This is a genomic window from Rhizobium leguminosarum bv. trifolii WSM2297 (assembly GCF_000271845.1).
In genome coordinates this window covers 1,414,083-1,436,402 of sequence record NZ_JH719393.1, presented here as the reverse complement: position 1 = coordinate 1,436,402, position 22,320 = coordinate 1,414,083, and the positions used below count along the sequence as shown (strand labels likewise).

Annotated in this window: 23 protein-coding genes; 6 read left to right on the top strand and 17 right to left on the bottom strand. The window is 61.7% G+C overall.

The features are described 5' to 3' along the window. The first annotated feature begins 17 nt into the window (after window positions 1–17). Complete coding sequence (locus tag RLEG4DRAFT_RS60985; RefSeq protein WP_003576450.1) at window positions 18–1,307, top strand: amidohydrolase family protein; 1,290 nt, start codon at window positions 18–20, stop codon at window positions 1,305–1,307. Between the two features lie 51 nt (window positions 1,308–1,358). Here the strand turns inward: RLEG4DRAFT_RS60985 and RLEG4DRAFT_RS60980 are convergent, their stop codons facing one another. Both RLEG4DRAFT_RS60980 and RLEG4DRAFT_RS60975 read right to left on the bottom strand, forming a co-directional pair. After that, the gene (locus RLEG4DRAFT_RS60980) at window positions 1,359–2,057 is read right to left on the bottom strand and encodes a ribonuclease activity regulator RraA (protein WP_003576451.1); all 699 of its coding nucleotides are present in this window, start codon (window positions 2,055–2,057) and stop codon (window positions 1,359–1,361) included. Between the two features lie 30 nt (window positions 2,058–2,087). Next, on the bottom strand, window positions 2,088–2,873 hold the full coding sequence (locus tag RLEG4DRAFT_RS60975) for an SDR family oxidoreductase (protein ID WP_003576454.1): 786 nt from the start codon (window positions 2,871–2,873) through the stop codon (window positions 2,088–2,090). Between the two features lie 98 nt (window positions 2,874–2,971). Here RLEG4DRAFT_RS60975 and RLEG4DRAFT_RS60970 point away from each other — a divergent pair, with 98 nt between their 5' ends. After that, the gene (locus RLEG4DRAFT_RS60970; RefSeq protein WP_003576456.1) at window positions 2,972–3,844 is read left to right on the top strand and encodes a LysR family transcriptional regulator; all 873 of its coding nucleotides are present in this window, start codon (window positions 2,972–2,974) and stop codon (window positions 3,842–3,844) included. 43 nt (window positions 3,845–3,887) lie between these two features. Here RLEG4DRAFT_RS60970 and msrA read toward each other — a convergent pair whose 3' ends face one another. After that, a complete protein-coding gene (gene msrA, locus RLEG4DRAFT_RS60965; protein ID WP_003576459.1) occupies window positions 3,888–4,397 on the bottom strand; it encodes a peptide-methionine (S)-S-oxide reductase MsrA in 510 nt (169 codons plus the stop codon). Between the two features lie 188 nt (window positions 4,398–4,585). Between msrA and RLEG4DRAFT_RS60960 the strand changes: the two genes are divergently transcribed. From RLEG4DRAFT_RS60960 to RLEG4DRAFT_RS60945, 4 genes are read left to right on the top strand one after another with little or no spacing between them, the layout of a single operon-like run. Further along, window positions 4,586–5,731, top strand: a complete 1,146-nt coding sequence (locus RLEG4DRAFT_RS60960) for an extracellular solute-binding protein (protein WP_003576460.1) — start codon at window positions 4,586–4,588, stop codon at window positions 5,729–5,731. Continuing rightward, window positions 5,731–6,621 carry an ABC transporter permease gene (locus RLEG4DRAFT_RS60955; protein ID WP_003576461.1) on the top strand — a complete coding sequence of 297 codons (891 nt, stop codon included), beginning with the start codon at window positions 5,731–5,733 and terminating at the stop codon, window positions 6,619–6,621. Before RLEG4DRAFT_RS60960 ends, RLEG4DRAFT_RS60955 begins: the two co-directional genes overlap by 1 nt. Beyond that, window positions 6,618–7,445, top strand: a complete 828-nt coding sequence (locus RLEG4DRAFT_RS60950; protein ID WP_003576463.1) for an ABC transporter permease — start codon at window positions 6,618–6,620, stop codon at window positions 7,443–7,445. Before RLEG4DRAFT_RS60955 ends, RLEG4DRAFT_RS60950 begins: the two co-directional genes overlap by 4 nt. A gap of 34 nt (window positions 7,446–7,479) precedes the next feature. Next, window positions 7,480–8,559 carry an ABC transporter ATP-binding protein gene (locus tag RLEG4DRAFT_RS60945; protein ID WP_003576465.1) on the top strand — a complete coding sequence of 360 codons (1,080 nt, stop codon included), beginning with the start codon at window positions 7,480–7,482 and terminating at the stop codon, window positions 8,557–8,559. 19 nt (window positions 8,560–8,578) lie between these two features. On the opposite strand, the gene RLEG4DRAFT_RS60940 is transcribed toward RLEG4DRAFT_RS60945, so the two are convergent. The 14 genes from RLEG4DRAFT_RS60940 to RLEG4DRAFT_RS60875 all read right to left on the bottom strand — a co-directional run bounded on the left by RLEG4DRAFT_RS60940 (window position 8,579) and on the right by RLEG4DRAFT_RS60875 (window position 22,239). Continuing rightward, complete coding sequence (locus RLEG4DRAFT_RS60940) at window positions 8,579–9,412, bottom strand: inositol monophosphatase family protein (protein WP_003576466.1); 834 nt, start codon at window positions 9,410–9,412, stop codon at window positions 8,579–8,581. Window positions 9,413–9,542: 130 nt separating this feature from the next. Continuing rightward, window positions 9,543–10,436: a ribokinase gene (locus tag RLEG4DRAFT_RS60935; RefSeq protein WP_003576468.1), complete on the bottom strand. Its 894-nt coding sequence runs from the start codon at window positions 10,434–10,436 to the stop codon at window positions 9,543–9,545. Window positions 10,437–10,460: 24 nt separating this feature from the next. Continuing rightward, entirely contained in the window at window positions 10,461–11,108 is a 648-nt protein-coding gene (locus RLEG4DRAFT_RS60930) for a TenA family protein (protein ID WP_003576471.1), read from the bottom strand. Window positions 11,109–11,110: 2 nt separating this feature from the next. After that, window positions 11,111–11,953: a BtpA/SgcQ family protein gene (locus RLEG4DRAFT_RS60925; protein WP_003576473.1), complete on the bottom strand. Its 843-nt coding sequence runs from the start codon at window positions 11,951–11,953 to the stop codon at window positions 11,111–11,113. A gap of 35 nt (window positions 11,954–11,988) precedes the next feature. Beyond that, window positions 11,989–12,762 carry a glutamine amidotransferase gene (locus tag RLEG4DRAFT_RS60920; RefSeq protein WP_003576475.1) on the bottom strand — a complete coding sequence of 258 codons (774 nt, stop codon included), beginning with the start codon at window positions 12,760–12,762 and terminating at the stop codon, window positions 11,989–11,991. A gap of 37 nt (window positions 12,763–12,799) precedes the next feature. Further along, the gene (locus tag RLEG4DRAFT_RS60915) at window positions 12,800–13,879 is read right to left on the bottom strand and encodes a phosphotriesterase family protein (protein WP_003576477.1); all 1,080 of its coding nucleotides are present in this window, start codon (window positions 13,877–13,879) and stop codon (window positions 12,800–12,802) included. A gap of 4 nt (window positions 13,880–13,883) precedes the next feature. Beyond that, window positions 13,884–14,888, bottom strand: coding sequence for an ABC transporter permease (locus RLEG4DRAFT_RS60910; RefSeq protein WP_003576479.1), 1,005 nt, complete (start codon window positions 14,886–14,888; stop codon window positions 13,884–13,886). After that, window positions 14,885–15,706: an ATP-binding cassette domain-containing protein gene (locus tag RLEG4DRAFT_RS60905; protein ID WP_003576481.1), complete on the bottom strand. Its 822-nt coding sequence runs from the start codon at window positions 15,704–15,706 to the stop codon at window positions 14,885–14,887. Before RLEG4DRAFT_RS60905 ends, RLEG4DRAFT_RS60910 begins: the two co-directional genes overlap by 4 nt. Further along, the gene (locus RLEG4DRAFT_RS60900) at window positions 15,703–16,656 is read right to left on the bottom strand and encodes an ABC transporter substrate-binding protein (RefSeq protein ID WP_003576483.1); all 954 of its coding nucleotides are present in this window, start codon (window positions 16,654–16,656) and stop codon (window positions 15,703–15,705) included. The genes RLEG4DRAFT_RS60905 and RLEG4DRAFT_RS60900 overlap by 4 nt, the downstream gene beginning before the upstream one ends. Before the next feature lie 38 nt (window positions 16,657–16,694). Continuing rightward, complete coding sequence (locus RLEG4DRAFT_RS60895) at window positions 16,695–17,717, bottom strand: LacI family DNA-binding transcriptional regulator (protein ID WP_003576486.1); 1,023 nt, start codon at window positions 17,715–17,717, stop codon at window positions 16,695–16,697. A gap of 255 nt (window positions 17,718–17,972) precedes the next feature. Next, window positions 17,973–19,049 (bottom strand): ABC transporter ATP-binding protein, encoded by a 1,077-nt coding sequence (locus tag RLEG4DRAFT_RS60890; protein WP_003576487.1) that lies wholly within the window; start codon window positions 19,047–19,049, stop codon window positions 17,973–17,975. Between the two features lie 61 nt (window positions 19,050–19,110). Then, window positions 19,111–19,998 (bottom strand): carbohydrate ABC transporter permease, encoded by an 888-nt coding sequence (locus RLEG4DRAFT_RS60885; RefSeq protein ID WP_003576489.1) that lies wholly within the window; start codon window positions 19,996–19,998, stop codon window positions 19,111–19,113. 3 nt (window positions 19,999–20,001) lie between these two features. Further along, complete coding sequence (locus RLEG4DRAFT_RS60880) at window positions 20,002–20,910, bottom strand: carbohydrate ABC transporter permease (RefSeq protein ID WP_003576492.1); 909 nt, start codon at window positions 20,908–20,910, stop codon at window positions 20,002–20,004. A 66-nt stretch (window positions 20,911–20,976) separates the two neighbouring features. Next, window positions 20,977–22,239: an ABC transporter substrate-binding protein gene (locus RLEG4DRAFT_RS60875; protein ID WP_003576493.1), complete on the bottom strand. Its 1,263-nt coding sequence runs from the start codon at window positions 22,237–22,239 to the stop codon at window positions 20,977–20,979. Window positions 22,240–22,320: the final 81 nt, after the last annotated feature.

Genomic DNA, 22,320 nt, shown 5'->3' with positions numbered 1-22,320 from the left:
CTGTCCAAGAGGCTCCGATGTTCGATCTGATTGTCAGACATGCAAATCTCGCCGATGGCCGAAACAACATCGATATCGGCATTCAGAGCGGCAAGATCATTGCTCTTGAATGCAATCTCCAGGCGCAGGCGGGGGAAGAAATCGACGCGACGGGCCGGCTGGTCAGCCCGCCTTTCGTCGATCCGCATTTCCACATGGACGCCACACTGTCCCTCGGCCTGCCACGCATGAACGTCTCCGGCACGCTGCTCGAGGGCATAACACTCTGGGGAGAGTTGCGGCCGATCGTAACGAAAGAGGAACTGGTCGATCGCGCCCTTCGCTATTGCGACCTGGCGGTCACGCAAGGCCTGCTTTTCATTCGCAGCCATGTCGATACCAGCGATCCCAGGCTGGTGACGGTCGAGGCGATGATCGAGGTTCGCGAGAAGGTCGCGCCCTATATCGACCTGCAGCTGGTCGCCTTCCCCCAGGACGGTTATTACCGCTCGCCGGGCGCCATCGACGCACTCAACCGCGCCCTCGACATGGGTGTCGATATCGTCGGCGGCATTCCGCATTTTGAACGGACGATGGGCGAGGGTACGGCCTCCGTCGAGGCGCTCTGCCGCATCGCCGCCGATCGCGGCCTGCCGGTCGACATGCATTGCGACGAAACCGACGATCCGCTCTCGCGCCACATCGAGACGTTGGCTGCGGAAACCATCCGCTTCGGCCTTCAGGGACGCGTCGCAGGCTCGCATCTGACCTCGATGCATTCGATGGACAATTATTATGTCTCCAAACTCATCCCGCTGATGGCGGAGGCTAAGATCAACGTCATCCCCAATCCGCTGATCAACATCATGCTGCAGGGCCGGCACGACACCTATCCGAAACGTCGCGGCATGACCCGCGTCAGGGAATTGATGGATGCAGGGCTCAACGTTTCCTTCGGGCACGATTGCGTCATGGACCCGTGGTATTCGATGGGATCGGGCGACATGCTGGAGGTCGGCCACATGGCAATCCATGTCGCCCAAATGGCCGGCATCGACGACAAGAAGAGGATCTTCGACGCGCTGACCGTCAATTCGGCGACGACGATGGGGCTTTCAGGCTACGGCCTGGAAAAGGGATGCAACGCCGACCTCATCATTCTCCAGGCGCGCGACACGCTGGAAGCGCTGCGGCTGAAGCCGAACCGGCTGGCGGTCATCCGCCGCGGCAAGGTCATCGCCCGCTCGGCGCCGCGCATCGGCGAACTTTTCCTGGACGGGCGCCCGGCACGGATCGACGGCGGCCTGGACTACGCACCTCACTATTAAAACAAAAGGGCCGCAAGCCGCGACCCTCTTCAATCCGCTTTGACCTGGAGCCTATTTCTTCGAGGCCTCGTAGAGCGCCTTGGTTTCGGCGTTCATCGGGTAGAGGCCGGGCAGCGGCACGCCGTCCTCGATCCTGGTCATGATCCAGGCTTCCATGCGCTCTTGTTCCGGTGCTTCCGCAAGCACCGCGTCGAGCAGATCGGCTGGGATCAGCACGGCGCCGTCCTGGTCGACGACGATGATGTCGTCGGGAAAGACCGCCACGCCGCCGCAGCCGATCGGCTGCTGCCAGGCGACGAAGGTGAGGCCGGCCACCGAGGGCGGCGCGGAAACCCCGCGGCACCAGACCGGCAGGTTGGTGCCGAGCACGCCGGCAAGGTCGCGCACGACGCCGTCGGTGATGAGGGCGGCGACGCCCCGCTTCTGCATGCGGGCGCAGAGGATGTCGCCGAAGATGCCGGCATCGGTCACGCCCATCGCGTCGACGACGGCGACGCAGCCTTCCGGCATCGCCTCGATCGCGGCGCGCGTCGAGATCGGCGAAGCCCAGGATGCCGGCGTCGCCAGATCTTCGCGCGCCGGCACGAAGCGCAGCGTGAAGGCCGGGCCGACGATGCGCGGCTGGCCGGGCTTTAAGGGAACGGCGCCGCGGATCCAGACATTCCGCAGCCCCTTCTTCAGGAGAACAGTCGTCAGTGTCGCTGTCGAGACGGTCTTGAGGGTTGCTATCGCTTCAGAAGTAAGGGCCATCGGTTCTTGGGTCCAATCCGGTTGTTTTTGTCAGATGCTCTGGATCATGCCGCCATCGACGCGGATCACCGAGCCGGTGAGATAGGAGGCAGCTTCGCTCGCCAGGAAGGTGACGACATTGCCATATTCCTCCGGCCGGCCATAACGGCCGAGCGGGATGCTGCTGGTGCTTTCGGCGACGACGTCATCGATGGAGCGGTTTTCACGCTTGGCCTTCTGTTCGTCGAGGAAGGTGATGCGGCCGGTGGCAATGCGGCCCGGCAGGACGATGTTGACGGTGATCCCGTCGCGCCCGACCTCGCGCGCCAGCGTTTTCGACCAGCCCACAAGCGACAGGCGCAACGCGTTCGAAATGCCGAGATTGGGGATCGGCGCGACCACGCCCGATGACGTCGAGGTGACGATGCGGCCCCATTTGCGCGCCCGCATCTCAGGCAGCACGCGATCGGTGATTGATATGACCGAGAGCACCATGCTCTGGAAATGCTGGCTCCAGACCGCGGGGGCCTGGCCGGAGACGGTGGTCGGCGGCGGGCCGCCTGTATTGTTGACGAGGATGTCGACCGGTCCGAACTGGCGCTCGATCGCAGCGACATGCGTCTCGATCGAGCCGAGGTCGGAAAGATCCCATTGCAGCGCCAGCGCCCTGCCGCCTTCCGATGTGATCGCGGCCACGGTCTTTTCGGCAGCGGAGAGGTCGATATCCGCCGCGGCAATTCTGGCGCCTTCGCGCGCAAGCTCGGCGGCAATTGCGCTGCCCAGTCCGCCGCCGGCGCCGAGCACCAGGGCGGTTTTGTCCTTCAGGCCGAAATCCATTCCGCTCGTCTCCCTCACATGGTCGTGCCATCTTTCGGAGCATCGGACTGTAAATAAAATATCGCTTTTGCTTGGTTCAAGAGATAGAAAAACTATCGATGGACACACGTTTTCTCGAAACCTTCATCGTGGTCGCCGAGCGGCACTCGCTGGCGGAGGCGGCCCAGCGGCTGAACCTCACGCCGGCCGCAGTCGCCCAGCGCATCCGCGCCCTGGAGGCCGAGCTCGGGGTGCGGCTGCTCATGCGCTCCGGCCGCGTCATGCGACCAACGGAGGCGGGTTTTGCCATTCTCGAACGCTGCAGGGATCTGGTGCGCGATACACGCGACCTGAAGGCGATGGCCGGCACCGTGACAATTTCGGGCGAGATGCGGATCGGCGCGATCAACACGGCGCTGACCGGCATCGTTCCCGACATTCTCCACCGCCTCGCCGAGGAGTATCCGCTGATCGAGATCTTCATCAAACCGGGCGCTTCGATGGATCTCTATACCGAGGTTCTGAACGGCATGCTCGATGCAGCCTTCGTCATCGAACCGCGATTTCCAATGCAGAAGACGCTGACCTTCAACACGCTGCGCCGGGAACCTTTGGTGCTGATCGCGCCGCGAGACTGCGAGGGCGCGGATCCGCTCGAGCTCCTAAAGACGATGCCATTCATCCGCTACGACCGCAACCAGTGGGGCGGCCACATCGCCGACGAATATCTGCGCCAGATCGGCATCCGTCCGGTCGAGCGTTATGAGCTCGACGCACTGGAGGCGATCGCGGTGATGGTCAATCGCGGTCTTGGGATCTCGATCGTGCCGGATTGGGCGCCGCCGTGGCCGGCCGGGCTCGATATCGTCAAGCTGCCCCTTCCCCGTGCCTCTGCCGTACGCACGGTCGGCATCGTCGCGGCATGCGCTTCGCCGCGCGCTAACCTTGTCGCCGCACTTCTGGAAACCAGCCGTGCGGCGATGGGAGCCTGATTGCCTGCATCACATGCCGGCTGTGGCGCCGGCACGCGTGGCTTCAGGCGATCTTCTGGCGAACCGGCAGTTTCCAGCCGGGCCGGACGAAGTGGCAGGTATAGCCGTTCGGAATCCGCTCCAGATAGTCCTGGTGCTCGGGCTCGGCCTCCCAGAAATCGCCAACCGGCACGACCTCGGTGACGACTTTGCCGGGCCACAGGCCCGAAGCGTCGACATCGGCGATCGTATCCCTGGCGACGCGTTCCTGCTCGGGGCTGGTATAGAAGATCGCCGAGCGATAGCTCGTGCCGACGTCGTTGCCCTGGCGATTGCGCGTGCTCGGGTCGTGGATCTGGAAGAAGAATTCGAGGATTTCCCGATAGCTGATCCTTGCCGGATCGAAGACGATCTCGATCGCCTCGGCGTGGGTTCCGTGGTTGCGATAGGTAGCATTGGCCACATCGCCGCCGGTATAGCCGACGCGGGTCGAAATCACGCCCTTGTATCTTCGGATGAGGTCCTGCATGCCCCAGAAGCAACCACCGGCGAGCACTGCACGTTCTTCGGTCATTGGATATCTCCTTTTTCCGCAGAGATAGTGTCTCGTGCTGCCGATTTCCATACGGGCGTAAATAAGCACAGCTGTGCAATTTCCCTGCGATACCTCAGATCCTGTCATGTCGATGTTACGCGCCGGCGCTAGCAAGGCCTTGGACAATCCTGCGGAGGCGCGGCCTCGACACCTGATGGAGATGGCTTATGAATAGGCGTGAATTTCTGATCACATCGTCGGCTGCGGGCGGTCTGCTGGCTCTTCCGCGTTTCGCATCGGCGGCAGTCGGCACGATCGACCTCTACAGCGGTTCGGATGCCAATATCGTCGATCTCTGGACCAACATCATCCGCCCCGCCTTCGAAAAGGCGCATCCGGGTGCTACCCTGAAGGTGACCGATGCCGGCGACAATAACGGCCTGCGCGCCATTGCCGATCGTGCGCTCGCTGCACTGAAGACGAAGACCGATCCCCAGGCCGACCTTTTCGAGCAGTTCGATCCGCGCCTGCCCTCCGGCGCCATCGATGCCGGCCTCTGGGTCAAATTCTCCGCCGAAAACATCGAAGGCTACGACCACATCAACCCGCTTGCCCTCGATACCCCCTACTCCCTTCCCTATCGCGGCTCGCAGGTGCTGCTCGCCTACGACACGACCAAGCTCGACCCGAAGGATGCGCCGAAGAGCTGGGATCAACTCACCACCTGGATCAAGGCCAATCCGGGCCAGTTCATCTACAACCGCCCTGACAAGGGCGGCTCGGGCGGCAACTTCGTCCGCCGGGCGATTCACGAGGTCAACGGCCGCGATCCGAAGAAGTTCAAGGTCGACAATTTCACCGCTGACTCCGCCACCGATGCGCTGACGCCGGCCTGGAAGATCCTCAACGACCTCGCCCCCTCGCTCTACGACAAGGGCGCCTATACCGCGGGCAATACCCAGTCGATCCAGCTGCTCGCCCAAGGCGTCGTCACCATGGTGCCGGTCTGGTCGGACCAGGTGCTGCAGGCGATCGCCCAGGGCGTGCTGCCCGAGACGACAGGCCTGGTGCAGCTCGGCGACCTCGCTCTTTGCGGCGGGTTCTCCAGCATTACCGTCTTCTCCAACGGCGCCAACAAGGACGCGGCGCTGAAGCTTGCCGCATTCATGCTGACCAAGGAAATGCAGGAAGCGATCATCACTGAGATCGGCGGCTTCCCTGCGATCTCCTGGGATCACATCTCCGACGACCTCCGCAAGAAATATGCCGACGTCATTCCGTCGACCATCCCGACCTTCCCGAGCGGCGATTGGGAAAAGGCGATCAATGACGGCTGGTACCGCAATGTCGCGCCGAGCATCAGCCGCACCTGATGTCCGCCGATACCGCGCTGGCGGCACCGCGCCGTCACCACTCCATCGACAGGGGGAGCTCGATCGGGCTCCTCCTCGTTGCCCTGCCGGTCTTCCTGCTCGCATGGCTGATCGTCTTTCCGATCTTTTCGGCGGTTGTCGGCACGATCTTCGTTCGCGGACCTGACGGCGCGACGGAATTCTCGCTCGCCTCCTATCGGTTCTTCTTCACCGATGGCTACAGCGTCGACAATCTGTGGCTGACGCTCTGGACCACCGCCGTCTGCGGCATCCTGCTTTTGGCAATCGGCCTTCCGATCGCGCTTTATCTCCGCTTTTCGCAGGGGCGCCTTGCGGCTTACGTGCAGGGCCTCGCCATCTTTCCGATGTTCGTGCCGTCGATCATTCTCGCCTACGCGCTGATCAGGACCATCGGGCCGAACGGCACCGTCGACCTGCTGCTGAACTCCGTCGGTCTGCCGAAGCTGCGCACACCCTATCTGACGCCCTGGGGACCGGTCATCGGCCTCGTCTGGGACAACCTTCCGCTGACGGTGCTGATGCTGACGGCCGGGCTCTCCTCGGTTTCGAACAGCGCCATCGAGGCTGCCCGTGATGTCGGGGCAAGACCGCTTCGGGTCTTCATCTCGATCATCCTGCCGCGCATGGGCAACTCCCTGCTGGTCACCGCTTCCTTCGCCGTGCTCGGCATCTTCTCGGCCTTCACCCTTCCCTATGTGCTCGGCCCGGCGTCGCCCGAGATGATGGGGCCGTTCATGCAGCGCACCTTCGCCGACATGAACGACCCGCTTGATGCCATGACGCAGGCGGTCATCACATTCGGCTTCTGCCTGGTCTTCGGCATCTTTTATATCAGGTCGATCGCCCGCAACCGCGAGGCCCGGCCATGAGTGTCGGCAAATCCGCCATCGCGCTACGCTTCGACTGGACCGGCCTGCTTTTCGCATGCCTGCTGACGCTGTTCATCGCGCTGCCGCTGATCGTCGTCGGCACATGGGCCTTCACCGAGGTCTGGCGTTATCCCTCGGTGATCCCGCAGCAGTTCGGCCTGCGCTTCTGGGGCCAGACGCTGGCGCGCAAGGATGTCTGGGACGCTCTGTTCCTCAGCCTGCGGCTGACGGCGACGGTGACCATTCTGTCCGCCATCATCTGCCTTCCCGCGGCTTACGCCTTTTCGCGCCTGCGCTTTCCCGGCAGGAACATCCTGTTCCTCTCGTTTCTCGCATCGCATGCCTTTCCGAAATTCGGCCTGCTCGTCGCCATTGCCGGCATCTTTCTGCAGCTCGGCCTGATCAGCACCTTCTGGGGCGTCGTGCTGATTCAGCTCGTCGGAACGCTGATGCTGATGATCTGGATCCCGGTCGCGGCCTTCCAGAATGTCGACCGGCGCATGGAAGAGGCGGCGCGTGACGCGGGTGCTGCGCCGCTGCGGGTCTTCTGGTCGATCACCCTGCCGCAGGCCGCGCCGACGATATCGGCAGCGCTGCTCCTGACCTTCGTCGGCACTTTCTACGAAACCGAAGGCGCCTGGCTGATCGGCGCGCCGGAGATCCGCACTATGCCGGTGCTGATGATCAGCTTCATCAACAATCAGATCGTCGTGCAATACGGCGCCGTGCTCTCCGTCATGCTGTGGGTGCCGTCCTTCATCGCGCTGATGTTTGCGCGCCGCGTGGTCGGCACCGGCGCCTTTGCCAGAGGTTTTGGCGCATGACGCGCCGCGCGTCATTTCAGAAAAGGGTTTGAGGATGGCACATCTGGCGATCGAAGGCGTTTCGAAGCTGTTCGGAACCAGCTTTGCCGTTCGTGACTTCTCGCTCGAAGTCGGCGACGGCGAACTCGTCTGCCTGCTCGGCCCGTCCGGCTCCGGGAAGTCGACGCTGTTGCGGATGATCGGCGGTTTCGAGTGCCCGAGCGGCGGGACGATCCGCATCGATGCGAAAGATGTGACGAGCCTGCCGCCCGAGCGTCGCCCGACCGGCATGGTTTTCCAGAGCCACGCGCTCTGGACGCATATGGACGTCTTCAACAATATCGCCTTCGGCCTCAAGCTCCGCCGGCTGCCGAAAGCGGAAATCCGTGAGCGTGTCGAGAGCGCATTGGCGCTGGTCGGCCTTGCCGATTACGGCCGCCGGATGACGACGCAGCTGTCCGGCGGTCAGCAGCAGCGCGTCGCACTCGCCCGCTCGCTGGTGCTCGAGCCGAAGATCCTGCTGCTCGACGAGCCCTTCGCCAGCCTCGACCAGCACTTACGCGAAAGGCTGCGGGAGGAAGTGCGCGATATCCAGCAGCGCCTCGGCATCACCACGCTCTTCGTCACCCACGGCCAGGACGAGGCCCTGGCGCTCGCCGACCGCATCGTCGTCATGCGCGATGGGCGCACCGAACAGATCGCCCCGCCGAGTCTGATCTACCGGCAGCCGCAGACGGCTTTCGTCGCCGGCTTCATCGGTTCGATGAATTTCGTCCAGAGCCACGTCAGGAGCGGCGTCTGCGAACATCCGCTCTTCCCGCTTGCCGTTCCCGTCAAAGATGGGCCGGTGACGCTGGCAACCCGCCCGGAAGCGCTGACGATCCGTCCCTCGGACCGGGCGGATGCGGCGACAGTCCATCGCATCGTCGACTTCGGCACCCACAAGACGGTCGATATCGATCTTGTCGACGGCACCCGCCTGAAGGCGATGGTGGCGCCGGACGACCGGAGCCGGGCCGGGATGAAGGTCGAGCCGAGCTTCGCCGGCTTCTTCGTCTTCCGCGACAATCAACTCGTCCATCAGTCGATGCCGGCAAAAGCCGATGCTGAAAGCGAACCGCTCCTGCGGGTGTAACCGCTTGGAACGCGCCGGCTCACGCCTTGGTCCGGAAACCTTGCTGCAGCCAGGGATGCAGTGCCTTGCTGGCGGCGAGAATATCGCCCTTCCCCTCGACTTCGGCGCCGGAGAAACGGGTAACGATGCCGCCCGCCTCTTCGACCATCAGCGCCGAGGCGCCGAAATCATGGATCGACAGCCCGTCCTCGAAAAATCCGTCCAGCCGGCCGCAGGCGACATAGGCGATCGACAACGCCGCCGAGCCGAGGCGGCGCACGCCCGCCGTATTGGCCATCAGGCGTTTGATGGCATCGAAATAGGTTTCTTCCGCAACCGCCTTGACCTGGCCGGGGATCGGCAGACCGGCGCCGACCAGCACGTTCTCGATGTCGCCGACATCGGCGCAGCGGATGCGTTCGCCGTTGAGATAGGCGCCGCCGCCGAGCTCGGCGCTGAACAACTCGTCCTGCATGGCGTCATAGACGACGCCGGCGACAAGCCTGCCGCCTTCGCCGATCGCGATCGTCATGCCGAAATGCGGGAGGCCCCAGGCATAGTTGGTGGTGCCGTCGATCGGGTCGATGTAGATGATCGGCGTGTCCGGTCCCGCGGTGCGGTTGCCGACGGCTTCCTCGCCCTGGATGGCATAATCCGGGAAGGCCTTGGTCATTTCATCGACGATGATCCGCTCGACGGCGACATCGATCTCGGTCTGATAGTCGCGCGGCGCTTTGGCGAGCATTTCCTGAGACGTTCGCCGGCGCAGCGAGCGGCGGGCGGTTTCGCCCGCCTTCAATACGGTCTCGGCAAGCACGACGAGGCGGGACGACACAGTCGGGGAAAGACGCGCTGATATCGGGGAGGATGCCATGAAGAAAATCCGGATGCTGCAGTGTGGCGGGCGAATCGTGTCGAGCCAATCCCTTGGCAGACGCTGATGATGATTTTGTGAAGCTGCTTCAGCCTCGGCAACAATGATCTGACGATCGACGCCATACAGGCTATTTCAGAATCGCTTCAAGCTCTAAAATGGTCGGAAACGCCTTTGTCGTCCCGTGTCGGGAGACGGTGATGGCGGCGGCGGCCGCGGCGTGTTCGATAGCTGGCCTGTCCAAGCGCTGCCCGCGTAGCGCGCAGGATGCCAGAGCGACGGCCATAAACGTATCGCCTGCACCTGTTGTATCGACCACATGGCAGGCGCGGGCGGGCACTTCAATGCTATCGCGCTGGTTCACAAGCATCGCGCCGTCGCCGCCGAGGGTCAGGACGACCTCGCGCAGGCCCCGGCTCAGGAGATATTCAGCGGCGTCCCTGCCTGTCGTTCCCGTCAGGGTCTGCGCCTCACCTTTGTTGAGAAAGGCAATGTCGATCAGCGCCCAGAGATCGGAGAAATAGGAGCGCACCGGCGAGGGATTGAAGGCAGTGACCATGCCGATCGCTCTTGCATGCTCGAGGATGTCGCGGGTCGTCCGGTCGGACAGATTGCCCTGCAGCATCATGAGATCGCCGGGACCGGCCGTCGACAGAATTCGCCTAACTTGGGACAGGCACAGGCTTTGCGCCGATTCCGTCGTCGTGACGATGGCGTTTTCGCCGCGCGGCAGCCGGAAGATGATCGAGACGTCGCTTGATGCATCTTCTATCTCGATCAGTTCGCTCTGAAGCGGTTCCTCCGCGAGGCAGCGGCGGATCGCATCGGCTCTCACATCCCTGCCGACAGGCGCCACCAGCGTTGTCGGCACGCCGCAACGGGCCATGACGACCGCCTGGTTCGTGCCCTTGCCGCCGAGATCGCTGCCACCGGGATTGCCGAGGATGGAGGCACCGATCACGGGAAGGTCGGAAACAGCGATGGTTTCGTCAATGGCGATGTTGCCGACTATGTAGGCGCGCATGCATCCACTTTCGCAAGGCTGACGCTAAAGGTAAGGCGCATCGTGAAAATCGATCTCAAGGTGCAACGCCTGGCCGAAGATCGCGCTCAATCGCGCCTTTTCATCCTCTTCCAGCATTTCTCCTGCAACGTCGAGTTCATTTTTCAACCATTGCGCCTGGGCGGCGAAGCCCGGCTCGACATGCAGGTCGACCCATTCCTTCAGCAGCGGATCGCTGATCGGGCGGCTGGCTGCTTCTTTCGACCATGTCCAATACATCCACTCGGCTGCAAACATCGCTGCCACAATATCGAGGAAACCGCCCCGCCGGGCGATCTCCAGCATGCCGGCGCGGAATGCCTCGACCCTAGGAATTCCGGTATCGAACGACGAGGGATCGATTCCGCGGCTGGCGAAGGTGCGTTCGAAATAGGCGATCTGTTCGTTTGCAAGTGTGTCGAGAACTGCGATCAGCCAGCGTTTCTGCGCCATCGTCTTGGCGGTCGCCGCCGCATAGGCGAAGATCGAGATGGCGCTGTCGACAAAAGCGCCCTCAAAGACGAGATAACGCTCGAAGGCCGCCTTTGTCAGCCTATCGTTTTGGACGTCCTCGACGAAGCGGTGGCTGAGCATCGCTCCAAGGACGGCGTCGTTTTCGCGTAGGATGCGGGCCGAAAGGCTTTCCGTCGCCATGCTCAGCCCTTCAGACCCGGTTCGGCTGCGGCGCGGAAGGCGCGCACGCGCTCGATATCGACAGGGTTCCACCAGACGCCGCCATGTTTCAGCGAGGACGCGACGATGACGCCATTGGTACGGCTGAGAATATCGACGATATTGTCCTTGTTGACGCCGGAGCCAACGAGCAGCGGCAGATGTGTGGCCGCGCCGATTTCCTCGATCTCCTCCATCGTTGCCGAATTGCCGGTCCGCTGGCCGGTGGCGATGACGCCATCGGCATCGAAGAAGGCGAGATCGCGCGTCAGTTCCTGGATCGAGCGGTCGGCGACGATGGCGTGGCTTCCATGTTTGACGTGGCTGTCGGCGAAGACCTTGATGTGCTCGGCTCTCAGCAACGAGCGGTATCGCATGGCTTCAGCCGCCCTGCCCTCCATGAAGCCTTCGTTGGCGACATAGGCATTGGCCCATTGATTGACGCGGATGAATTTGGCCCCACCTGCCATGGCAATGGCGAAGGCTGGAATCGGCGCATTGGCCAGCACGTTGATGCCGAGCGGAACGCCGGCCACGCGCGCGATCCGGTCGGAGACGACAGACATGAAACCTGTCGTTTCCGGGCCGATATCTTCGGGCTTCGAGAATGGTACGTCGCCGTGGTTTTCGATGATCAGCCCATGCAGGCCGCCTTCCACGCAGGCTTCGGCGTCACGCATGCACGCATCGTAGATCGCATCCATTGCCGCACCCCTGTAACGCGGCGCGCCTGGAAAGGCCGGGCAATGGATCATGCCGATCAGAACCCTGTCCCTGCCGAAAATGTCCCTAATGGCGTTGGACGGCCTGTCCGAAATTTCCTGCATGTCATTCCCTTTCCAATTCCTGCCGCGAGGTAGAATCATGCCTGCTTTTCGGTGAGCCAACCGAGGATGTTTTTCCAGAGCCGGCCGTAGCCTTCCCATTCGCAGAAAGCAGGCGAGAGCCAGTGCGGGCCGATGTCCGATGTCCAGGCCGCCGTGCGGCCGGCACCGTGCCTGCCGACGACCAGCAGCGGATGGCCGCCCTGATCCTCCGGCAAGCGCGCGACAACCTCGACATCCGCGCGGTTTCGTGGCTCGACCTCGTTGACGCCGAGAAGCATCGGCCAGGCACCTTCGAGGTCCTTCATCGTCGGATGCTCCGGCTTCACCACCTCGGCAACAGTTCCCTCGGGAATTTCGATGCGGTCATCATAAGGAAGGCACGTGACGGGCAGCGTGTCTTCGACCGGAGTGCGCCGCCAACGCGCCTTGCCGTCGATGCCCTGGAAGGAGAAATATCCCCCGACCATCAGGAGGCCGCCGCCCTTCTCCACCCACACCTTCAGAAGCTTCAGGCGGTTCGGCACCGTGCGCGAATGCAGCCATACATCCGGCGGCAACAGCAGCGAGTTGGCGCCGATATCGGAGAGAATGATGGCGTCATAGGCGTCGAGCCCCGCCATCTCGAAGGGGAATTTCTCTACTGCCTCATGCGCCGGCATATAGGTGAGCTCGAAGGCGCTGCCAGCGAGCGCCTTGACCAGCGGTTCGGCGCCGAGATGGAAGGTGACGCTGCCGAACTGATCGAAGCCTTTGTAATGCGTGGCGGAGCTGACCCAGCTCTCGCCGACAAGGAGGATTTTTTTTGTCATGGTCTGCGTTTACCTGTGATCGATTGAATGGATGGAGCTAGGCTCCGGCATGAAAGACGCGGCGCGGATTGCTGCGCATCATCTCGTCGAGAGCCGTCCTGTCGAGGCCGTGCCGCTGAAGACGGGGAAGGAAGTGGCGAATGATATAGGCGTAGCCGTTGCCGCCGTAATGCGTCAGCATCATCTTCAAAAAGACGTCGTGCGACAGAAGAATCCGGTCGAGATAGCCGGCCTCGATCAGGCGCACGATCGCGCGCGCGGCCTCCTCGTCGCTCGGGCACTGCACCTGCTGATCGGCATAGAAGAAATCCATGCCAATCATGTCGTATTCGATGAAGGCGCCACGCTCGGCAAGCTCGCTCTGATAGGCAATGTCGTCATGCGACGGATTCATGTGGCAAAGGACGGTGTGGCGGAGATCCGCCCCCTCTTCGGCCACCACGTCGAGCACGCGGTGGCCAAGACGGAACCAGCCCGGCAGATGCACCATCAGGGGAAGCCCGGTCAGCACCTGCGCCCGTGCAGCACCGCGCAGCGACTTCTCCTCCTCGGCGGTGAAATCCGAGGAGACGCCGATCTCGCCGATCAGGCCGATCCTGACGCCGGTACCGTCAACGCCTTCCCTTGCCTCGCGGACGATTTCCCCGGCGATGTCATCGACGCTCATTGCGGCGACGCTTTCCGGATGTGAGGAGCTGAGGTAATAGCCCGCCCCCATCACGATGTTGAGACCGGATGCTTTCGAGATGCGCTGGAGCGCCAGCGGATCGCGGCCGATGCCCTTGCAGGTCGGCTCCACCACCGTGCGGCCGCCCGCCGTGGCGAAATCCTTGAGTTCGCAGATCGCCAGATGTTCGTCGTCGAGCGTGATATTGTGCTTGTTGACGAAGGGATCCTGTCGAAGTTCGCCGAGGATCTCCATGCAGACGAAGCTTTCTGCCAGATATTGCCGCTCCGGCGTCTTCGGCGCATGCCACCAGCAACGGCAGTCATTGAGGATATGCTCGTGCATCAGCGTAACGCCGAGCGCATCCGCCGAAACGGGGCCGGTCACAGTCATCACCCTGCCAGAGCGGACATGCGCCTCGGACAGGCGCTCTGCTGTCGGTTCGCTCATCGGCTCATCCTTTCCTGCTCAGCCCGAAACGGAAATTGGCCGTGAAGATGCGCGTGTTCAGCCAGATGGCGACGAGAATGATGGCGCCGGTGACGATCTGGGTGAAGAAGGGCGATATGTGCATCAGGATCAGGCCATTGCCGATGACGGCGATGGTCAGCGTGCCGAGTACGGTGCCGAGGATAGTGCCTCGCCCGCCCATCAACGATGTTCCGCCGAGCACCACCGCCGCGATCACCTGCAACTCGAAACCAACGGCGGCATTGGACGAGCCGGAGCCGAGTCTGGCGGCGATCAGCAGGCCAGCGACCGCGCAGGCGATGCCGGAGATGATGTAGACCGAGGCGATGATCCATTTGGCCGGCATGCCGACACGCCGCGCCGCTTCCATGTTGGAGCCGACCGCCACGACCTGCCTGCCGTATTTCGTCGCGATGATGACGACATAGCCGAGAACGGCGATGACGAGGGCGATGATCGCCGGGATTGGGAAGCTCAGGATTTCGCCCCGGCCGAGCGCGAAGAAACCGGGCGCATCCTTGATCGGGATGGAATAGCCCTGGGTCAGGTAGAGCGCCAGACCGCGCAGGATCGACAAGCCGGCGAGCGTCACGATGAAGGCCGGAATGCCTTGATAGGCAACGAACCAGCCCTGGACCAGCCCCATGAAGGCGCCGAGCACGATCATGCCGATAACGACGGACGGCCACGGAATCCCCATCGCCATGACGATCGCCGCGACGGCATTGACGAGCGCGACCTGCGAGCCGACCGACAAATCGATGCCGCCGGTGATGATGACGAAGGTCATGGCGATGGCGACGATCAGGATCGGGGCAGCCTGGCGGACAATGTTCAGGATATTGCCGAGCGTGAAGAAGGTCTCGCTGCCGACCGAGAAGAAGATCATGCAGGCCAGGAAGAAGATGGCGATCGACAGGACCTGCGCATGTTCGCCGAGGAAATCGGCGGCGCGAGAGCCGTGGCCGCGTTCCGTGTAAGCCGTCATTGCCTGGCTCCTTCGCCGACGATCAGATGGACCAGATCCTCGAGGTTGGTGCTGCCGATCTGCCGCTCGGCCACTTTCGTGCCCTCGTACATCACCGCAATGCGGTCGCAGACCCTGAATAGGTCCTGAAGCCGGTGAGTAATGAGGATCACTGAAACCCCGTTTGCCTTGACGCGGTTGATCAATGCGAGAACCGCTTCGACCTCGGCTACCGCGAGCGCCGATGTCGGCTCGTCCATGATCAGCACCTTCGGCTTGAAGGAGGCGGCGCGTGCGATCGCGATCGCCTGGCGCTGCCCGCCGGAGAGCTGGGCGACCTTGCCGGTCAGCCTCGGGATGCGTATCTCAAGCGAATCCAGCATCTTGCGGGCTTCGGACAGCATCGTCCTCGTGTCGAGAAACGGCCCGCGGCTGAGCTCGCGGCCGAGGAAGAGATTGCCGACGACATCGATATGGTCGCAGAGGCTGAGATCCTGGAACACCATTTCAATGTTCCTGCCGCGAGCATCCGCAGGGCCGGAGAAACGGACCTCCTCGCCTTCCATGGTGATCGTTCCGCCATCGGGAATGTAGGTTCCCGAGATGATTTTCGTCAGGGTCGATTTTCCGGCGGCGTTGTCGCCGACGAGGCCCAGGCACTCGCCGGGGAAGATGTCTAGATCGACGCCGCGCAGGGCCTGGTGCGACCCGAAGGACTTGCGGATACCGCGCAGCGAGATACGCGGATCGGATCGGGTGCTGCCGGGTGTTCCTGTTCCGGAGGGCGCAACCCCTCCGGAACGGGCGACAGCGATATCATGCTGTCCGTTGCCGATCATTTGAAGACGGCCCGGTACGGCTCGACATTCTCCTTGGTGACGATGGTGATCGGCACCGAGATCGTCTTGGTGACGGCCTCGCCAGCCGAGGCCTTAACGAGCGCGTCGACGGCGGCAGCGCCCATGGCAGCTGGATCCTGCTGGACGACGGCGACGACGAAGCCGGCATCGATGCCGGCAATGGCTTCGGCAGTCAGATCCCAACCGAACACCTTGATCTTGTCCTGCTTGCCCTGGCTCTGGACGGCGGCGATCGCGCCCATCAAGGCCGGTTCGCCGGTGGCGTAGATCGCGGTCAGATCGGGATTGGCGGTTATCAGGTTTTCAGCCGCCGCAAGGGCGTTGTCCTGGATGTTCTGGCCGTCGACGACGCCGGCCGTCTCGATGCCGTCGACGCCCTTGAGCGTCTTCTCGAAGCCGTCCTGGCGGATGTTCTGGATGAAGGAGTTCAGCGCGCCGACGACGCCGAGCTTGGCCTTACCGCCCATGTTCGCCTTGACGTAGTCGAGAAAGTATTTGCCCATGTCGGCGCCGGCCGCGGCATTGTCCACGCCGATCTGCGCCTTCTGCGGGCCTTCCGGCAGGATGGCATCGATGGCGACTACAGGAATACCGGCATCGGCCGCCTGTTTGACCGCCGGCATGATGCCGTTGACGTCGATCGCCACGACGGCCAGGCCGGAGACCTTTTCCTGGACGTAGGTTTCGATGGCGCTGTTCTGCGCGGTCGTTTCGTTGTTGGCATTGAAGATCACCAGCTTGACGCCGGCGGCGTCGGCCGCCTTCTGGGCGCCCTCATTCATCTGGTTGAAGAAAAGCGCCTGCTGGTTGATTTGCACCAGTGCGACGGTCTTCTTTTCCTCCGCCTGAGCGCCGGACAGGCCAATGAAGGTCAATGCCGTGAAGCCGGCGGCTGCGATTATCGTCCGTCTTGTCAAATTCAGTGTCATGTTCTCATCCTCTTTTGGTTTTTTGACGTTGCGGATTGTTATTTCGCAGGCGGCGCAACGGAGTTCCGCACCACGATTTCGACAGGCACCAGTTCCTCAGACGCGGATGGCTTCCACTCGTACCAATTGGTTTCCAGAAGCAGCTCCAGCGACCGCCGCCCGATCTGGCGCACCGGCTGGCGGATGGCCGTTAGCGGCGGCGCAAAAAGATGAAGCGGACCGACATCGTCGAAGCCGATGACCGAGATGTCATCGGGGATCGAGACGCCTTGGCTTCTGAAGACCTCGACCAGCCCGATGGCGATCTCGTCGGAGCTGGCGAAGATCGCGGTCGCTTTTCGATCGCCTGAGAGGTAGTCGAGCGCAGCGGAACGGCCGTATTCGATCGTATATTCGCCGGCATAGCGGTCGGCTCGGGCCCCGCCACCATGCCGTTCCCTGAGCGCCTTCAGCAGGCCATCATAACGCCTGCGAGCGCTGATCATACGCTCGTCGCCGCCGATGAACAGGACATGGCTGTGGCCCTGCGCGGCCAGGTGCTCCCCAGCGAGATAACCACCCTGTTCATTGTCGCAGAACAGCTTCGGCGCCTTCGAATCGGGAATGTCCTCATCGACGATGATGACCTTGCCGGTGCCGTTAATGAGTGCGGCAAGCGCGCCGTCATCAGGATGGTTGGTGACGAAGATCAGGCCGTCGACGTGATTGCGTTCGATCAGCTGCAGATATTCGATCTCGCGTCCCGGCCGGTTGAGGGTGGCATGCAATGAGACGGCGAGCTTCTTTTCATCGGCCGATTGCTCCACGGCGGCGACGAGGGTCGCGAAGAACGGGTTGGCGATATCGGGAACGACGAGGCCGATTGTGTCCGAGCGCCCCCGGCTTAAGCGGCGCGCATGCGGGTTTGGCCGGTAGTTCAGCGTCTTGATCGCATCCTCGATGCGTTTCTTGGTCTGAAAGGGAAGATCAAGGCTGCCGTTGACGAAACGGGAGACGGTGGTAACCGACACACCGGCCGCCGCCGCAACGTCCTTCAAGCTTGGTGTCGTTCCCCTGGCCATCGACTGGACCTATTGTAAAGCGGTTTAGTAAAGCGCTTTACAAGACAATATCGATTGCGGGCGTTTGTCAACAGCGATGAATATACGGGCTATGGTTTTCTTAGCCGATCGAGGCTCGACCGACGGCCCTCAGGCGATCGTTGGCTCGAGCTTGTCACGCAGCCTGCCGCCGATGGTGCTTTTTTGAGATTTGGCTCGAAGGCGTCAACCGGTTCGATTTGTGACAATGCAAGCGGACAGACTGCTTGGGTGCCTTTATATGACGTGGTCCGTCGACGCGTCGAAGAGATGGATCTGGTCCGGATCGACCGAAACTCCGATCATGTCTCCCGCCTTGACCCTGTCGCGGCGGGTCTCGACGATGGTCAGCTCCGGCTGGGTCTCCGCGACAATGAAGGTCGACGAGCCGGTCGATTCGACGAAGGCGATCAGCACGTCGAAACTGCCCTCTCCAGGTGCGACGACGCTGATATGCTCCGGCCGGATGCCGGCAACGAGCTTGCGCCCGGGCTCTAAGGCGCGCGATATTGGAAGCTTCTGCTTCACCGCCCCGAAATCCAGGATCAGGCTCTTGCCGTCTTCCGCGGCGATCGCGGGAATGAAATTCATTGCCGGCGAACCGATGAAACCGGCAACGAACCGGTTGGCTGGCCGGTCGTAGAGTTCGAGCGGCGCGCCCTGTTGTTCGATGATGCCATCGCGCATCACCACCACATGGTCGGCCATGGTCATCGCTTCGACCTGATCATGGGTAACGTAGACGAAGGTGGCGCCCAGCCGGTCGTGCAAGGACCGGATTTCCTTGCGCATCGAGACCCGCAGCGCGGCATCAAGGTTGGAAAGCGGCTCGTCGAACAGGAAGGCCTGGGGGTTGCGGATAATGGCGCGGCCCATGGCGACGCGCTGGCGCTGGCCTCCGGAAAGCTGGCGCGGATAACGGTCGAGCAGCCGGGAAAGACCGGTGATGACAGCGACTTCCTCGGCTTTCTGTTTTGCCTCAGCTTTAGGGACGCCGTGCATTTTTAGCGAATAGGTCAGGTTCTGTTCCACCGTCATATGCGGATAGAGGGCGTAACTTTGAAAAACCATGGCGATATCGCGCGACCGCGGCGGCACGTCGTTCATCACCTTGCCGGCAATCTTCAGCGTGCCGCCGGTAATTTTTTCCAGCCCGGCAAGCGAACGGAGCAACGTGGACTTGCCGCATCCGGACGGACCGACCAGCGCCACGAACGTGCCCTTGGGAATTGAAAGGTTGACGTTCTTAAGCGCGTGAAAGGCGCCGTAGTGCTTCTCGATGCCCAAGAGTTCGATTTGGATGTCCTGGCTCATACCGAAAACCTTGCTGGTCCCCAGCCGGGACCGATGAGATAGCTAAGCGTGAAAGACATGGTCATTTGACTGCTCCGGCGGCGATGCCGCGCGTTAGCGTGCGCTGGAAGATCAAGAAGAAGATCACGGTCGGTATTATACCCAGGAAAGCCGCCGAGGCCTGCAGCACCGGGTCCGACATGTTCTGACCGCGGGTCAGGCCCATGGCGACCGAGACTGTCTGGTTGTTGTTGGACACCAGCATGACGAGCGGGATCAAGAATTCGTTCCAAGTCCAGATGAAAAAGAAGGTTCCCAGGACCATGAGCGTCGGCCTCAGCATCGGGACGACGACGAACCACAGCGTTTTCCAGTGGGTCGAGCCATCCATCTCCGCCGCTTCGAGGATTTCCTTGGGAAAGGTACTCAGCACGGTCGAGAGCAGGTAAGTCCCGAAGGCGCTTTGCAGGACCGCGAAAATGATGATCACGGAAAGCTGCGTATCGTAGAGGCCGCTCGCTTTCGCCATGTAGTAAAGCGGGTAGATGATGGACTCCTGCGGCACCATGATGCCGAGAAGAAAGACCACCAAAATCACGCGTGAACCCGGCACCTTGCCGACCCCGATCGCATAGGCGTTGAACAGGCTTATCAGTACCCCCAACACCGACACACCGAGACTGATCACTAGGCTGTTGAGCAGCTTGCGACTGAAATCAGACACCGTCCAGAATTTCTCGATCGCCGTGAGATCGATCGACCGAGGAATTGAAAGCGGTCCGCCGACTGCGTATTCGGCGCTCGCCTTGACGGCGTTGAGCAGAGCAAGGAAAAACGGAAAGAGCGTCAAGGCGAGGAGTAGAATAAGGATGGCCAGCACCACCCACCGCATCGGATCGCGTCGCGCGCGATCGGCTGCCGCCGTCGCCCTTGTCTTGGTCGTACCATCGCTGAGAACTGAGTAAGCCATGAACTATTCCTTCGCCTCCTGTTGGCTCTGGAAGCGTAGAAAAATCACAGCCAAACCGATCGTCAGAGTTGTTTGCACGACCGCGATGGCTGCAGCATAGCCGACGCGTTGCGTTGTGAAGAAGTGGTAGTAAGTCAGATAGGATGGCACCAGGGTGGAATTGTCGGGGCCGCCCGCGGTGATGACAAAGATTGGCGCAAACACTTTAAGCGCGGCGATCAGCGTGGTCAGCACAACGACGAAAATCTCCGGCGCCAGAAGTGGAATGGTGATCGTCACCAGCCGGCTCCACCAGTTTGCCCCATCGAGCTCGGCAGCCTCGTAGAGAGAAGGGTCGATGCGCGAAAGACCAGCCATGAAAACCACCAGACAATAGCCGACCTGTATCCAGACTATGACGAGCGAGACGGCGGCAAGCGCGTATGTCGCATCGCCGATCCAGTTCTGGGCCAGATTATCAAGGCCGATGGACTTTAGCGTGATGTTGATGACACCGACGGGATTGAGAATCCAACCCCAGAGGACGCCCGCGACCGTTACGGGCAGAATCTGCGGCAAGTAAAAACCGGCCCTGAAGAAGCTCGAGACCCATTCCCCGAACTGGTCCCTGACGTAGTCGAACAGCAGAGCGGCCAGCACCAGGCCGATGCACACCGGTATCACGGTCATCGAGACGATGAACAGCAGCGTGTGATACATCGATCCCCAGAATTGGTCGTCCGTAAGCAGGCGAGAATAGTTCTGCAGACCGACCGGTCGCGGCGTGCCAACGCCTTTCCATGCCGTGAAGCTCAGCCCGAGATTAGCAAGCTGCGGTATGAGCACGATTAGAATGAAGCCGATCGCCCCCGGGATGAGGTAAAGGCTATAGCTTGGTGAACCGTCGCTCCATCGCTGGCTGGATATGGCCATATCATTCTTCCTTCAGCCTCCCATAAGGGGCTGCGCCAGAGGCGCAGCCCAGCATTCAGGGTCGCGCTACTGATTTTCCTGCGCGTCGTCGTAAACCTGCTTGATCTGTTCGACGAATTGTTCGGCAGTCAGACTGCCCTGGAAGAGACCGGTGTCTTTCTGATTGAGCACGTCGTAGTAGCCGGGGACCGGCCAGTCAGGATAGAAGCCGAGGCCGCTTTTGTCAGAGATCTGCTTGAAAACCGCTGCGGCGTTCTTGCCGATGGGGTTGGTGATGGCGGAAAGATCAGCGGCAATCGGCACGCCGCCGGCATTGCCGAGTTCAGCTTGGTACTTCGGCGACAAGGTCAGGCTGATCCACTCTGCGGCGAGATCCGGATTCTTGCTACCCTTGGGAACGACCCAGAGATTGCCAGTCGAGCCGACCGAATATTTCGGCGTCGGAATGACGAACTGGCCCCACTTGAAGTCCTTGATGGTCGACGCGAACGTGCCGAGATTCCACGTGCCAGAGACGTACATCGGCGCCTTGCCGGAGGTAAAGAGCAGAGCCGCGTCCGGGTCCTTCATGCCCGTGGAGTCCTTGTTGATGTAGCCCTTGCCGACCCAGTCGACCAATGTCTGCGCCGCATAGAGATAGGGCGCGCCGTCGAGGGGGGCCTTCAAACCCTGATAATTCTGGACCCAGGCGTCATCGGCCTTGGTATAGGCGAGAGAGGCAAGCAAGTGCTGGCCACTGGTGTCGATGGCGCCGAGCGCGAGAGGCGTGAGACCCTTCTGCTTGAAGGCTTCCATGCCAGCGACCCACTCTTCGAGCGTCGTCGGCGGCTTGAGGCCTGCCTTTTCGAACATGTCAATGTTGTAGAAGCACGAAACATATTCGCCGAAGACTGAGACGCCCCAAACAGGGCCGGAGCCATAGATGCCCTTTTCGTCATAACGGCTTAGGACAAAATCGCCTTCGTTAAGGATCTTGTCCCAGCCTTCCTTCTTCACATAGTCATCCAGATTGGTCAGCAATCCCTGGCTTGCAACCAAGCCGGCGGTCGCATTGCCCTTGTTGTACTCGAGCACGTCGGGGGCCTGATCGGAATTGAGGATCATGCCGCCTGAGGCCTGCAACTGCTGAAAGGTCTTCTGCTCGAAGCTGACGGTGATATCCGGATGTTTCGTCTGGAACTCTTCGAGCGCTTTCTTCCAGACAATGCCCTGAGCCGTGGTCGGCTCCTCGAACCACCAGATCTTGAATGTCTTCTGTTCGGCATGGACGGTCGATGTCATCAGCATCGCCGTGCCGAGCGCTAGCGCCAGTCTTGCAATTCTTTTCATGCTTTCCTCCCAAAAAAGCGGCTGCGCCGCGAAAAGACCAAGTTAGTCAGTCATGGCGCAGTCGGGCCTCCCAGCCCGGCG

Excerpts from the sequence above, each read along its gene's own strand:
- RLEG4DRAFT_RS60985 (WP_003576450.1), top strand. The coding sequence starts at position 18 with ATGTTCGATCTGATTGTCAGACATGCAAATCTCGCCGATGGCCGAAAC.
- RLEG4DRAFT_RS60980 (WP_003576451.1), bottom strand. The coding sequence starts at position 2,057 with ATGGCCCTTACTTCTGAAGCGATAGCAACCCTCAAGACCGTCTCGACA.
- RLEG4DRAFT_RS60975 (WP_003576454.1), bottom strand. The coding sequence starts at position 2,873 with ATGGATTTCGGCCTGAAGGACAAAACCGCCCTGGTGCTCGGCGCCGGC.
- RLEG4DRAFT_RS60970 (WP_003576456.1), top strand. The coding sequence starts at position 2,972 with ATGGACACACGTTTTCTCGAAACCTTCATCGTGGTCGCCGAGCGGCAC.
- msrA (WP_003576459.1), bottom strand. The coding sequence starts at position 4,397 with ATGACCGAAGAACGTGCAGTGCTCGCCGGTGGTTGCTTCTGGGGCATG.
- RLEG4DRAFT_RS60960 (WP_003576460.1), top strand. The coding sequence starts at position 4,586 with ATGAATAGGCGTGAATTTCTGATCACATCGTCGGCTGCGGGCGGTCTG.
- RLEG4DRAFT_RS60955 (WP_003576461.1), top strand. The coding sequence starts at position 5,731 with ATGTCCGCCGATACCGCGCTGGCGGCACCGCGCCGTCACCACTCCATC.
- RLEG4DRAFT_RS60950 (WP_003576463.1), top strand. The coding sequence starts at position 6,618 with ATGAGTGTCGGCAAATCCGCCATCGCGCTACGCTTCGACTGGACCGGC.
- RLEG4DRAFT_RS60945 (WP_003576465.1), top strand. The coding sequence starts at position 7,480 with ATGGCACATCTGGCGATCGAAGGCGTTTCGAAGCTGTTCGGAACCAGC.
- RLEG4DRAFT_RS60940 (WP_003576466.1), bottom strand. The coding sequence starts at position 9,412 with ATGGCATCCTCCCCGATATCAGCGCGTCTTTCCCCGACTGTGTCGTCC.
- RLEG4DRAFT_RS60935 (WP_003576468.1), bottom strand. The coding sequence starts at position 10,436 with ATGCGCGCCTACATAGTCGGCAACATCGCCATTGACGAAACCATCGCT.
- RLEG4DRAFT_RS60930 (WP_003576471.1), bottom strand. The coding sequence starts at position 11,108 with ATGGCGACGGAAAGCCTTTCGGCCCGCATCCTACGCGAAAACGACGCC.
- RLEG4DRAFT_RS60925 (WP_003576473.1), bottom strand. The coding sequence starts at position 11,953 with ATGCAGGAAATTTCGGACAGGCCGTCCAACGCCATTAGGGACATTTTC.
- RLEG4DRAFT_RS60920 (WP_003576475.1), bottom strand. The coding sequence starts at position 12,762 with ATGACAAAAAAAATCCTCCTTGTCGGCGAGAGCTGGGTCAGCTCCGCC.
- RLEG4DRAFT_RS60915 (WP_003576477.1), bottom strand. The coding sequence starts at position 13,879 with ATGAGCGAACCGACAGCAGAGCGCCTGTCCGAGGCGCATGTCCGCTCT.
- RLEG4DRAFT_RS60910 (WP_003576479.1), bottom strand. The coding sequence starts at position 14,888 with ATGACGGCTTACACGGAACGCGGCCACGGCTCTCGCGCCGCCGATTTC.
- RLEG4DRAFT_RS60905 (WP_003576481.1), bottom strand. The coding sequence starts at position 15,706 with ATGATCGGCAACGGACAGCATGATATCGCTGTCGCCCGTTCCGGAGGG.
- RLEG4DRAFT_RS60900 (WP_003576483.1), bottom strand. The coding sequence starts at position 16,656 with ATGACACTGAATTTGACAAGACGGACGATAATCGCAGCCGCCGGCTTC.
- RLEG4DRAFT_RS60895 (WP_003576486.1), bottom strand. The coding sequence starts at position 17,717 with ATGGCCAGGGGAACGACACCAAGCTTGAAGGACGTTGCGGCGGCGGCC.
- RLEG4DRAFT_RS60890 (WP_003576487.1), bottom strand. The coding sequence starts at position 19,049 with ATGAGCCAGGACATCCAAATCGAACTCTTGGGCATCGAGAAGCACTAC.
- RLEG4DRAFT_RS60885 (WP_003576489.1), bottom strand. The coding sequence starts at position 19,998 with ATGGCTTACTCAGTTCTCAGCGATGGTACGACCAAGACAAGGGCGACG.
- RLEG4DRAFT_RS60880 (WP_003576492.1), bottom strand. The coding sequence starts at position 20,910 with ATGGCCATATCCAGCCAGCGATGGAGCGACGGTTCACCAAGCTATAGC.
- RLEG4DRAFT_RS60875 (WP_003576493.1), bottom strand. The coding sequence starts at position 22,239 with ATGAAAAGAATTGCAAGACTGGCGCTAGCGCTCGGCACGGCGATGCTG.